Raw genomic sequence first — 12341 nt, 5'->3', positions numbered from 1 at the left:
CGAACAGGCGCGGGCCCGTGGGGAAGGCGAGGATGACCACGAGGGAGGTGGCGATGAGCAGGACGGACAGCGCCAGGGCGGCCTGCCGGCTCACGCCCGCGCCGTTGAACGCGGTGTAGATCGCCATCGGGATGGTCTGGGTGACGCCGGGCTTGTTGCCGGCGAACAGCGCGGTGGCGCCGAACTCGCCGACGGCACGAGCGAAGCACAGCACGATTCCCGCGAGCAGGCCGGGGGCCACGAGCGGCAGCGTGATGCGGGTGAGCACGCGCCAGCGGCCCGCGCCGAGGCCCGCGGCGACCCGCTCGTAGTCCGTGCCGACGCTGCGCAGCGCCCCCTCGACGGAGATGACGAGGAAGGGCATGGCCACGAAGGTCTGGGCGAACACGACGGCGGCGGGGGTGAACGGGATGCTCACCCCGACCGATTCGAGCGCCGGACCGAACAGGCCGGTGCGCCCGAGCACGGCGAGCAGGGCGACCCCGCCCACGAGCGGCGGCAGCACGAGCGGGAGGGTGACGATCGTGCGGAGCACGGTGGCCCGGCGCGGCGCGGCGCGGGCGATGAGCAGCGCGAGCGGCACGCCGAGCACCAGGCAGCAGATCGTCGCGACGGCCCCGGTGCGCACGGACAGTCCCAGGGCCGCGAGGGTGACCGGATCGGTCACGTCGGCGATGAAGCGGCCCCATTCGACCTTCGGCAGCAGGGCGAGCAGCGGAACGAGCACGAACGCGAGCCCGGCGAGGGCCGGCACGAGCACGAAGGCCGGCAGCCCGCGCCGTGGCCGCGCCCCGGAGCCCGCACGCCCGGAAGCCGCGCGAGCGGAGACCGCGCGCCGGCCGGCGGCGTCCCCGGCGAGGATCGGCCCCCGGGTCACGGCGCGCCGAAGCCGTGCTCTGCCAGGATCTCCCGGCCGGCGTCGGAGAGCACGTAGTCGGCGAATGCGCGTGCTGCGGGATCGGACGTCAGGGTGAGGATCGGGTAGGTGTTGACGATCGGATCGCCGGCGGGGACCACGGCCTCGAGCTCGCCCGCGCGGTCGGCGACGTCCGTCGCGTACACGAGCCCCGCGTCCACCTCGCCGGAGGCGACCCGCCGGGCCACCGCGGTGACGTTCTGCTCGAGGCTCACCGCGTCCGCTTCGAACCCGCGCTGGGCGAACAGGCGCCCGGCGGCGGCGCCGCACGGCACCTCGGGGGCGCAGATCGCGTAAGTGCGGCCCGCGAGGTCGGGCAGGTCCTCGACGCCGTGGGGGTTGCCCGCAGGCACGGCGATCACGAGGGTGTTCGTGGCGAAGTCGACCGGGTCGCCGGTCGGCAGGTCGGAGTCGAGCAGCGTGGCCATCGTGGCCTGGTCGGCCGTGGCGAGGACGTCGGCCCGGGCCCCCTCGATGAGCTGGGTCACGAGCGTGGAGGAGCCGTCGTAGGTGGCGGGCTCGATCGTCACGTCCGGGTGGTCGGCCCCGAACGCCTCGAGGAGGTCGTCGAAGGCGGCCCCGAGGGAGGCGGCGGCGAACACGGTCAGGGTGTCGGCCGGCGCGGGCCCCTCGGCGGCAGCGCCTGGGCCGCTGGATCCGCCGGGGCCGCCGCATGCGGCGAGGGTCAGGGCGGCGGCCAGCAGCACCGGGGGCACCAGCCGCATCGGGGTCCTCATCGCTCGGGGGTCTCGACGATCACGGTGGTGGCCTTGACGACGGCGGTGGCCAGGGAGCCGATCTCGAGCCCGAGATCGCGCACCGCCTCGGCCGACATGAGCGAGACCACGCGGAAGGGGCCGCACTGGAGGTCGACCTGGGCCATCACCTCGTCGGACCGGATCGAGGTGACGAGGCCGACGAACCGGTTCCGAGCGCTCGAGCGTCCGCTCGCCTCCGGGGCGCGCGCGAGCTCCTGGGCCCATGCGGCGAGCGCGGCGCCCTCGATCGCCGCCCGCCCGGACTCGTCGGGCACGGAGGCGAGCCGGCCGCCGTCGATCCACCGGCGCACGGTGTCGTCGGAGACCCCGAGCAGCCGCGCCGCCTCGCTGATCCGATAATGCGTCATGATTCGAGAGCATAGTCCGTAGATGCGGGATTGTTCACCACGTGGCTCCGCATTCGCCGGGCCGGTGAGGCGCCGCGCCGAATGGCACCCCTGAACCACTGACGCGCGGGCCGACGCCGCGCTACGGTCGACGCGTGAGGAGGTAGCGATGTCGACACCAGCCGACCCCCCGGACCACCACGACGACCTGCCGATGCTCGAGCCGGACGAGACGATCCCCCCGAGGCCCGAGGAGGAGATCGCCGACCTGCTGCGCGCCGAGCCGGACGAGCACTGACCCGGCCCGCTCCGACGGCGCCGCCCTGGGCGGGCCGACGCGTCACTCCAGATACGCCGGCTGCATGGGATTCTCGAGGAGTCGCTTGAGGTCGAGCAGCTCACTGACCAGTTCCGCGCGCTGCTCGTCCGTGGTCACCGCAGTGATGAACGTGCAGCCGATCGCGAGCGGCGGCGCCGCACTCGAGCGCGGCGGGACTCGGACGGCGATGCCGGAGATGCCGGGGTGCACCTCGTTCTCGTCCACGGCGTAGCCGCGCTCACGGACGGCGGCGAGCTTCGCCTTGAGATCGTCGAGAGTTCGCACACTCTGCCCCGTACGACGAGGGAACGCGGCCGGATCCTGGAACAGTCCTTCGATCTCGACATCCGGGAGGGCCGCCAAGAGGACGTTCCCGACCGCGGTCGGCGCCGAGGGAAACCGCTCCCCGATGGTCGCCGTCAGGCGCAGTGGCGCATGCCCCTCGCGGCGCGCCAGATAGACGACGTCTGAACCGTCGAGCATCGCAATCTGCACGACCTCCCTGGAGAGCGCGGGCGAGGCACTACAGAAGTCGTAGAACTCGCGCACCTCGTTGAACGTTCGCAGGTAGGCGCCGCCGAACTCGACCGTCCGATGCCCCAGGGCGTACCCACCTTCGACGCGTCGAATGAGTCCCGCCGCGTCGAGCACGCCACACAGGTTCGACGTGGACGACTTCGCGGCACCGAGGGTGCGTGCGATGTCGCTCAGAGTGACCGGCCGCCCGGACGCGTCCGCGAGCACCTCCAGTATCCGGATCCCACGAGTCAGCGCGGGCGCGAGGTCGCGCTCCACCAGCACATCGCCTCTGACCATCGTCACTCCTCACTTACAGGTCTTGTCGGCATCGCAGCGAGCCTTGCCACGCACCGGGGTCGGCCACACTCGCTCGCGCCAGTGCGTCGCTCACTTGCGAGGCTACTGGCCGAGACCCGCCCGCACCCCAACTGCGGCACCCAGGCGGTAACGATTCGGCTACAGTCCATTGAACTCTGTTCCATCTACTGTACAGTAGGCAGCGTCACACACCGTGTACCCCTACTCACCGCGGAGGTTTGGGAGTGTCTCAATTCGATATCTCTGGCCGGGTCGCCCTCGTGACCGGGTCATCTCGAGGCCTCGGCCTGGCCTTGGCCGTCGGGCTCGCCGAAGCGGGTGCGTCCGTCGTGCTCCACGGCCGGGACTCCGACACGCTCGCCGTGGCGAGCAGCCTCGTCACGCAGACGACCGGCTGCTCCGCGCCGACCGTGTCCTTCGACGTCACAGATGCTCAGGCTGCGCGCGAGGCGATCGCCAACGTCATCGAGCAGCACGGCACCCCGGACATCCTCGTGAACAACGCCGGCATCCAACGCCGCGCTCCATTCACGGACTTCGATCCGTCCGACTGGGATGACATCATCGCCACCAACCTGTCCAGTGCCTTCTACGTCTCGCAGCCGATCACCCGCGCGATGGCGCAGCGCGGCAGTGGCAAGGTCATCAACATCGGGTCGGTGCAGAGTCTGCTCGGGCGTCAGACAATCGCGCCGTACACGGCATCCAAGGGCGGCCTCGCGATGCTGACCAAGGGCATGGCCGCAGACCTTGCACGCTTCAACATCCAGGTCAATGCGATCTCGCCGGGATATTTCAAGACGGAGATGAACGCCGCCCTCGTGGCCGACGACGACTTCAACGCATGGGTCCTCGCCCGCACCCCGGCACAGCGATGGGGCCTTCCCGAGGAGTTGGTCGGCACGCTCGTCTACCTCGCCTCCGACGCGTCGCGCTTCGTCTCCGGGCAGAACATCTTCGTCGACGGCGGCATGACCGCCGTCGTCTAGCAGCTTCGATTCGATAGGAGCGTCATGCGCGCCGCCATCATTCACGGCAAGGGGTCCCTCGAGATCCGCGAACTGCCGACTCCGGTACCCGCCGTCGGTCAGGTCCGACTGCGCGTCACCCATGTCGGGATCTGCGGATCCGACCTGCACTACTACGTCGACGGAGCAAACGGGGCGTTCCAGATACGAGAGCCGCTGGTTCCCGGCCACGAACTGTCGGGGACCGTGGACCTCGATCCGTCGGGGCGGCTCGGCGCGGGCACTCCCGTGACCGTCCACCCAGCGACCTTCGGCACAACCCGCCCGGGGATCGACGACAAGCCACACCTGTGGCCCGGCGGCTCCTATCTGGGTAGCGCCTCGACCTGGCCCCATACCCAGGGAGCGATGGCCGACTACCTCGTCGTCGATGCGCCGATGGTGCGGCGGCTCCCAGATGGTCTGCCGGCGGAGCGAGCCGCCCTGGCCGAGCCACTCGCGGTCGCCCTCCACGGCATCAACCAAGCCGGTGGTGTGCGGGGAGCACGAGTGCTCGTCGCCGGAGCTGGACCGATCGGGCTGCTGGCGATGGGAGCAGCCCTGGCCGAGGGGGCTGCCGAGGTGACGGTCACCGACGTGCTCCCGGGCCCGCTCCGGCGGGCCGAGGCTCTGGGCGCCACTGCCACTCTCGACGTCACGACGCACGAGGTTCCGCTCGAAGCCTTCGATGTCGTGCTGGAGTGCTCCGGCGCCCCGGCATCAATCAACGCGGGCCTCCTCGCCGCTCGCCGCGCTGCCCACTACGTCCAGCTCGGCATGGTCGCCGATCGGCCGTCCGCGATCAACCTCGCCCCCGCCATCTCCAAGGAAGTGACGATGCGGGGCTCGTTCCGATTCAACGACGAGATCGACGATGCCATCGGCCTGCTCGCCGAAGACGAACGACTCGGCCAGGTCGTCACGCACACGTTCAACCTTTCACGAGTCGTCGAGGCCTTCGACACCGCCCAAGATTCCGAAGGTTCGGGGAAGGTCCTCGTCGACCTCCGTGCCTGAATCCTCCACACCCCGTTCCCGATCCGAGCATCCGTGACGGAACCTTCCCATTCCACCCATCCCCACGAAATACAGGTGATTCAACGATGCACGCCACCGATTTCAAGTCCCGCACCGTCAGCCGAGCGGCATTCCTTGCACTGACAGCGAGCGCAGCCCTCGCCCTTGCTTCGTGCAGCAGCGCCGCAGGAGGCGACCCGACTGGTTCTGGAAGCGACGATGCCGGCGGCACGGACGACGTCACACTCGTCCTGTCGCTGCGAGACACCTCGAATCCGTACCACGCAGACATGGTCAGCGGAGCCGAGATGTTCGCCGAAACCGTCGGCAAGGAACTGCAAGTGCTGGCGAACGACGGCGATTCCCAAAAGCAGATGTCCCAGATTCAGACTCTCGTCGCGGGTGGCGGCACGATCGCCCTGGCGGTTGAGCCGCAGACGTCCTCGGACGCCCGCCCCATCGTCGAAGCGGTCGCCAATTCCGGCGGCTATGTCGTCACCCTCATGAACAAGACCGACCAGGACTGGCCGACGGACGTCGGCGACAACTGGGTCAGTCACATCTCCTTCGACAACGTCGTGTCCGGCTATGACATCGCGACTGCAGTCTTCGATGAGATGGGCGGCAGCGGCAACATCATCGCGCTGCGAGGCATCCTCGACACCCCCACCGATCAACAACGGTTCGAGGGGCTCGAGAAGGCCCTGAAAGAATATCCCGACATCACACTCCTCGACGTTCAGACTGCAGACTTCGACCGCACACGCGGCTTCGACGTGACGACCACCCTGCTCAACAAGTTCTCCGGACAGGTCGACGGAATCTGGTCCTCCAACGACGACATGGCACTCGGAGCCGTCGAGGCACTCACCGCGGCCGGCCTCGTCGGGGACGTTCCCATCGCCGGAGTCGACGGGACACCCGAGGCGATCCAACTCATCTCGGACGGCGACAGCGGCTTCGTCGCCACAGTGTCGCCGGATGCCGCATGGCAGGGCGCCGCGAGCCTTGCGATCGCCTACAAGGCGGCGATCGGCGAGCTCGATGTCGCCGGCATGACGGATGAAGAGCGTGCCTTCAACGCCGAGCAGTTCCTCGTCACCGCCGAGAACGCCTCCGACTTCCAGAAGTCGCCCACGTTCGCCGACCTGAAGGACGACATCGACGATCCGTTCGCCCGGATGGTGAGCCCGATCCAGCGCTGATCGTCAGTCTGACGGCTACTCACGGGCGCCGGCGATCAGACGCCGGCTCGCCGGTCCAGGAAGTCCGCCACGCCGGTGGCGGGCTTCCTGGCACCACCGCGATTCACATGCAGACCCTACGGAAGTGTGTACATGTCAACCATTCAAGAGCAACCGTCCGTGCCCGCCAGTGAGCTGGCACGTGGTGACGCCCACGTACCGCGGGCGCGATTCGGAGGGCACGCTCTCCTCCTGGCTCAGGTCGCCGCGATCCTCGTGCTCATCGCTGCGTTCTCCGCGCTCAACAGTTCGTTCTTCACTCTCGGGAACTTCCAGGCGGTGGCCAACCAGTCGGCCATCCTGCTGGTGATCTCGATAGGGATGACGCTCGTCATCCTGGTCGGCGGGATCGATCTTTCCGTGCCGGGTGTCATGGGGCTGGCATCACTGGCATTCACGCTGCTCGTATTGAACGATCGAAATTCGCAAAACCTCGGTGTGCTGGCGATCATCATCGTACTCGGGCTCGGTGCCGCGATCGGCGCGCTCACCGGTGTTGTCAATGTGAAGTTCAAGGTGCCATCCTTCATGTCGTCGCTCGGGGTCGGCACCATCGCCATCGGCATTGCCACACTCCTCTACGGTTCGAGCACCCCGAGAATCCTCGATCCGGAGATGCGCACGCTGGGCCTCGGCAGGATCGGCGGCGTCTCGTATCTCATCGTGATCGCGCTCGTGATCACCCTCGCCTTCTGGTGGCTGCAGAACAACAGCCGGTTCGGCCGGATGCTCTACGTGATCGGTGGGGACGAGCGGATCGCCACCCTGGCGGGCGTCGCGGTCAACCGATACAAGGTCCTCACCTTCATGATCGCCGGGGCACTGTTCGCACTGGCAGGAATCATGGCATCGGTGCAGGTAGGCGTCGGCGCAGTCGACATCGGATTGGGTCAGGAGTTCGCGGCGATCACCGCCGTCGTGCTCGGCGGGACGCTACTCCAGGGGGGCAGTGGAGGCGTCGTCAATACCCTCCTGGGAACCATCATCATCGGAATCCTGACGAATGGACTGATCCTCAGCGAAGTCGATCAGCACGTCCAACTGGGCGTCCGTGGCGCGGTGATCGTGGTGGCCATCGTGGTGACGTCCTGGAAGCTTCGCAAACGAGGAAGGGTCGTCAAGTGAACGCTGAGATTGCGCTCGAAGCCCAGGGCATCGACAAGAGTTTCCCCGGCGTCCGGGCACTGGACAACGTCTCGTTCCAGCTGCCGAAAGGTGAGGTCGTCGGGCTCGTCGGCGAGAACGGGGCCGGAAAGTCCACCCTCCTGAAGATTCTCTCCGGGGCGTACTCGGCCGACGCGGGCTCCCTGGCAGTGCACGGCGCCCAGGCTACGATTCGCTCGCCGAAGGATGCCGCTCGGTACGGAATCGGGATCGTGCATCAAGAGCAGTCGCTCGTCGGGGCCATCACCGTGGCCGAGAACATCATGCTCGGGATCGAAGGCGACGCGCTCAAGTCCGGTGTCTTCCGGTGGAAGAGCCTCCATGCGCGTGCCCGGGCCGCCCTGGATGTTCTCGGCGTGTCACTGCCGACCGACGTGCCCACGCGTAACCTCTCCTTCGTCCAGCGACAGCTGGTGGAGATTGCCAAGGCCACGGCTGTGGCGATGAGCGGCAGCGATACACCCATCCTCATCCTCGACGAGCCCACCTCCGTCCTCGAAGGACAGGATCTGGAAACCCTCTTCGCCCTGATCGACCACATTCGCAGTTTCGGCTCGGTCATCTTCGTGGCCCATCGCCTCGACGAGGTGCTCCGCGTATCGAACCGCCTCGTCGTCATGAAGGACGGCAAAGTCGTGGCACAGGAGGATCCCGCCCACACCACGGAGGCCGACCTCCATCGCCTCATGGTGGGGCGGAGCAGTTCGTCGGAGTTCTACCTCACGACGCGGCAACGGGACGTCACTGACGTCCCCCCTACTCTCGAGGTGTCGCACCTGACGCGGCGTGGAGAGTACGGGGACATCTCCTTCTCCGTGCGCCCGGGAGAGATCCTCGGCCTCGTGGGCGTCGTCGGCTCCGGGCGAGAATCATTGAGCCGCGCACTCGTCGGTGCCGAGCCGTTCGACTCGGGCACGATCAACATCGACGGCAAACCGGCGAAGCTCTCGTCGACCGTCGCTGCGGTGAAGGCGGGCATCGGATACGTACCCGCCGAACGCAAGGTAGAAGGAATCATCAATGGCGCCGGCGTCGATGAGAACATGCTCCTGGGCGCCCCGGCTCAAGCCGCCAATGGGCTCGTCATGAACAAGTCCAAGGCTCGTCAGCTCGTCGCACAGTGGATCGACCAGCTGACCATCCGCACCCCGAAGCAGTCGACGGACATCATGAACCTCAGCGGCGGCAATCAACAGAAGGTCGTTCTCGGCAGATGGCTCCTCTCCGACAAGCTCAAGGTGCTCGTCCTGGACCACCCGACCCGCGGCTTGGACGTGGGAGCCAAAGAGGACGTGTACCAGGCGATCCGTGACGCCTGTGACCGGGGCGTCACCATTCTGTTGGTCGCGGACAGCCTGGAGGAGGCGATCGGCCTGTGCAACAGGCTGCTCGTCTTCCGCGACGGCGAGATCACTGCGGCCATCGACGCGCCCCCCACGGCCAAGCCACGCCCGATCGATCTCGTAGGAGGAATGGTATGAGCCGGCCCAACGTGCCAACCACCACCCGTCCGGCCCGATCCGCGGGCAAGCCAGTACTCGCGCCGGGCCGACTCGAGGTCAAGGAGATCGTTCGGCTGCTCATGCCGCTCATCGTCCTCGTGGTGGCCGTCGCCAGCGTGACTGTCGCACATCCAGCGTTCTTGGGCGTCAACTCGCTCACCACCGTCCTCAACGTGGCGGCTCCGATCATCATCCTCGCCGTCGGGCAGACGTTTCCGATTCTCACCGGAGGGATTGACCTGTCGCAGGCCGCGGTCACCTCACTCGGCACCGTCATCATCGCCCTGACGCTCCCGAGTCTGGGCGGACTCGGTATCGTGTTCGTCCTGCTGTGCACCACTCTTATCGGCGTCCTCAACGGCGTCATCGCCGTCTGGGCGCAGATTCCCACCTTCATCGTCACCCTCGGCGGGCTGACGGTGTGGGGAGCCGTCGCCATGGTCATCTCCGGGGCCACGACTCTCCCCCTGGGCGATTCTCATGGCGCGATCGCCTGGATCACCGCGCGCATCACAAGCGGCCTGACCGTCGCCCCACTCCTGGCGATCACCCTCACTGTCCTTGTCGCACTGGTCATTCAGTACGGACGGGGCGGGCGAGCGATCCACTATGTCGGCCTGGGCGAAGCGGCCGCGCAACTGGCAGGGGTCGCAACGAGGAGGGCGCGGATCTTGGCCTTCGGAGCCGCGGGACTCTCCGCCGGGATTGCCGCGTTGGTCATCTCGTCGACCCAATACAGCGGTGCCCCGACCCTCGCCGACTCCCTCCTGCTGCCGGTCATCGCCGCAGTCGTGCTCGGCGGCACAGCCCTGACGGGTGGTATCGGCGGCCCGTTGCGATCGCTCGTCGGCGCGCTCACGATCGCGGTGCTCCGTGTCGGGCTCGGCATTGCCGGCGTCGATCCCGCCATCGAACAGATCATCTACGGTTGCGCGATCATCATCGCCGTGGCCATCACGATCGACAAGAAGAAGTGGGGTGTCGTGAAGTGAATCGCGAGGCCGCTGCAACAGAGCAGGATCCACCACATTATCGGGGCCTCGGCTCCTACTCGGACTGGCCCGCCGCAGTCACGTCGGCGAGGCGCCGGGCCGGCGACCCACATGAGTCGACCTCCGGAGCGCTCCTGGATGTCCTCGCCTTCGACGGCATCGTCGATGCCCTGTCTGTGACCGAACACGGCACCTGGAACGGCGACGGAATCGACGGCGTCGAGCTCTCGTGGTCGGTCGGTTACGGCCCCCGGACCCGGGCGTGGCTCCTCAAACCCTCGGGCTCCACGGAGCAGCTCCCAGGAGTCGTGGCCCTCCACTGCCATTCGCACATCAAGTATTACGGTAAGGAGAAGATCGCCACCGGCCCGCTCACCCCGGGCGCGAACGAGCCTCGGATCTGGCAGGAGTTCTACGGTGGTAGACCGTGGGCGGACGCCTTGGCGAGGCAGGGCTTCATGGTCCTCGTCCACGATGTCTTCATGTGGGGAAGCCGCCGATTCGACAGTTCGACCTTTCCGTCGGAGCTGGTGCGACGGGTGACCGGTCACCCCGACGTCTCACGTGGAGACGGCGCGCTGACCGCCGACATGTATGACCGCTGCGCCGTGGACCATGAACTGGTACTCGGCAAGTATGCGAATCTTCTCAGCACCTCGCTCGCGGGCATGGTCGCCAGCGAGGACCGTCTGGCAGCGGCCTATCTCTCGTCCCGACCGGACGTCCTACCCGGGGGCGTAGGGTGCCTGGGCTTCTCCGGCGGTGGTGCGCGTGCCGCCTACCTGGCATCCCAGCCGTTCATCAAGGCGACCGGGATCGTCTCGATGATGAGCACCTACGACGACCTTCTGGACGACCTCGTTGCGCCGCACACCCAGATCATGTTCCCACCTGGACTGAGCAGGACATACGACTGGCCGCAGGTCGCCGCCTCCGCCGCCCCGAAGCCACTTCTGGTCCAGGCCGGGGAGGCCGACGAGATGTTCACGGCCGCAGGCGTTCGCACGAGCGTCTCGATCATCAGGGCCACCTATGAACGAGCCCGCTCCCCCTCACGGTTCAGCGCGTCGCTGCACGACGCCGGCCACTGCTTCAACCGGGACATGCAAGACGAGGCATTCAATTGGATGCAGGCACAGTGGTAGCCCCGCCCCGCCACATCGCCCAGACGACAGGAGAACAACGATGACCGATCCCCACGTTGACACGCACCTGAGATGGGGAATCCTTGCCCCAGGCGGAATCGCAGAAGATTTCGCCGGCGATCTGGTGAGCAACGGCAGGCAGCTCACGGCCGTCGCGAGCCGGTCGCTGGACCGTGCCGCTTCGTTCGCCCAGCGATACGACATTCCGACGGCGCTGGGTACCTACGCCGAACTCGCCCGGCGCGAGGACGTCGACGTCGTGTACATCGCCTCCCCGCACGCATTCCACGCCGAGCATGCGATCATGATGCTCGAAGGCGGCAAGCACGTGCTCATCGAGAAGCCCCTTGCCCTCAACGCGGCCCAGGTGCGTCGAGTGCACGCCACCGCCCAGCAGCATGGCCGATTCGTCATGGAGGCAATGCGCACTCGCTTCATGCCCCACACGCGACGAATGCATGAATTGATCGCAGCCGGCGCGCTCGGGGATGTCCGATTCCTGCTCTCCGATCATTTTCAATCACTGGATTCCACCCCTGAGGGCCGGCTCTGGAATCCGGAGTTGGGTGGTGGCGCGCTGCTCGATCTGGGAATCTACAACCTCTCATTCACGGTGGATTTCCTCGGCCTACCCAGCGAAATCAACGCGTTGGCACGCATGACGCCGACGGGCGTCGACGTCGAGACCGCCGTCCAGATGACGCACCCGGATGGCGCCCACTCCACCTTCGGCACCGGGATGGCGGCGCGCGGCTCGAACCGCGCCATCCTCATCGGAACCGCCGGGCGATTCGAGGTCGCCGGGCGCTTCTACGACTCCGGACGGATGCGGCTGATCGACACGTCCGACCGCGTCGTCGAGGACTTCGATGCGCAGTTCGACCACCACGGAAAGCTCTTCGAGATCGAAGAGGTCGAACGATGCCTTGTCGCGGGCCTCACGGAAAGTCCGCGAATGACCATGGCCGAATCTGCGGACATCCATGCGGCAATGGACGAGATCCGATCGCAGATCGGCCTGCGGTATCCAGGAGATGCGCCTCCGACGCAACTCACCCGCTAGCGATCCCCACCCTCACCTCACCCACCATAG

12 protein-coding genes and 1 pseudogene are annotated in these 12341 nt (G+C 67.2%); 9 read left to right on the top strand and 4 right to left on the bottom strand.

The window, feature by feature from the left end; genetic code table 11:
* Positions 1–28: 28 nt before the first annotated feature.
* The 3 genes and pseudogenes from GCE65_RS16460 to GCE65_RS02625 form a co-directional block, all read right to left on the bottom strand.
* A pseudogene (locus tag GCE65_RS16460) lies at positions 29–772 on the bottom strand (ABC transporter permease); the annotation flags it as partial.
* Positions 773–873: 101 nt separating this feature from the next.
* Entirely contained in the window at positions 874–1641 is a 768-nt protein-coding gene (gene modA, locus GCE65_RS02630) for a molybdate ABC transporter substrate-binding protein (RefSeq protein WP_228760077.1), read from the bottom strand.
* 8 nt (positions 1642–1649) lie between these two features.
* Entirely contained in the window at positions 1650–2042 is a 393-nt protein-coding gene (locus GCE65_RS02625) for a molybdopterin-binding protein (RefSeq protein ID WP_153877284.1), read from the bottom strand.
* A 148-nt stretch (positions 2043–2190) separates the two neighbouring features.
* Here GCE65_RS02625 and GCE65_RS16800 point away from each other — a divergent pair, with 148 nt between their 5' ends.
* Positions 2191–2319, top strand: coding sequence for a hypothetical protein (locus GCE65_RS16800; RefSeq protein ID WP_255471573.1), 129 nt, complete (start codon positions 2191–2193; stop codon positions 2317–2319).
* 42 nt (positions 2320–2361) lie between these two features.
* Here the strand turns inward: GCE65_RS16800 and GCE65_RS02620 are convergent, their stop codons facing one another.
* Positions 2362–3156, bottom strand: coding sequence for an IclR family transcriptional regulator (locus GCE65_RS02620; protein ID WP_153877283.1), 795 nt, complete (start codon positions 3154–3156; stop codon positions 2362–2364).
* Positions 3157–3401: 245 nt separating this feature from the next.
* Between GCE65_RS02620 and GCE65_RS02615 the strand changes: the two genes are divergently transcribed.
* From GCE65_RS02615 to GCE65_RS02580, 8 genes are all read left to right on the top strand, one after another.
* Positions 3402–4166 carry a glucose 1-dehydrogenase gene (locus tag GCE65_RS02615; RefSeq protein WP_153877282.1) on the top strand — a complete coding sequence of 255 codons (765 nt, stop codon included), beginning with the start codon at positions 3402–3404 and terminating at the stop codon, positions 4164–4166.
* Positions 4167–4190: 24 nt separating this feature from the next.
* Positions 4191–5201, top strand: a complete 1011-nt coding sequence (locus GCE65_RS02610) for a zinc-binding dehydrogenase (protein ID WP_153877281.1) — start codon at positions 4191–4193, stop codon at positions 5199–5201.
* An 86-nt stretch (positions 5202–5287) separates the two neighbouring features.
* A complete protein-coding gene (locus GCE65_RS02605; protein ID WP_153877280.1) occupies positions 5288–6406 on the top strand; it encodes a sugar ABC transporter substrate-binding protein in 1119 nt (372 codons plus the stop codon).
* A 132-nt stretch (positions 6407–6538) separates the two neighbouring features.
* Complete coding sequence (locus GCE65_RS02600) at positions 6539–7570, top strand: ABC transporter permease (RefSeq protein ID WP_153877279.1); 1032 nt, start codon at positions 6539–6541, stop codon at positions 7568–7570.
* Entirely contained in the window at positions 7567–9090 is a 1524-nt protein-coding gene (locus tag GCE65_RS02595; protein WP_228760076.1) for a sugar ABC transporter ATP-binding protein, read from the top strand. Before GCE65_RS02600 ends, GCE65_RS02595 begins: the two co-directional genes overlap by 4 nt.
* Positions 9091–9191: 101 nt before the next feature.
* Positions 9192–10103, top strand: a complete 912-nt coding sequence (locus GCE65_RS02590; protein WP_228760075.1) for an ABC transporter permease — start codon at positions 9192–9194, stop codon at positions 10101–10103.
* On the top strand, positions 10100–11248 hold the full coding sequence (locus GCE65_RS02585; RefSeq protein WP_153877277.1) for a dienelactone hydrolase family protein: 1149 nt from the start codon (positions 10100–10102) through the stop codon (positions 11246–11248). The genes GCE65_RS02590 and GCE65_RS02585 overlap by 4 nt, the downstream gene beginning before the upstream one ends.
* Positions 11249–11288: 40 nt before the next feature.
* Positions 11289–12311, top strand: a complete 1023-nt coding sequence (locus GCE65_RS02580) for a Gfo/Idh/MocA family protein (RefSeq protein WP_194928794.1) — start codon at positions 11289–11291, stop codon at positions 12309–12311.
* The last annotated feature ends 30 nt before the right edge of the window (positions 12312–12341 follow it).

It is taken from the genome of Pseudactinotalea sp. HY158, assembly GCF_009660225.1.
Taxonomy (GTDB): domain Bacteria; phylum Actinomycetota; class Actinomycetes; order Actinomycetales; family Beutenbergiaceae; genus HY158.
This window is presented reverse-complemented; position numbering and strand designations above follow the sequence as displayed.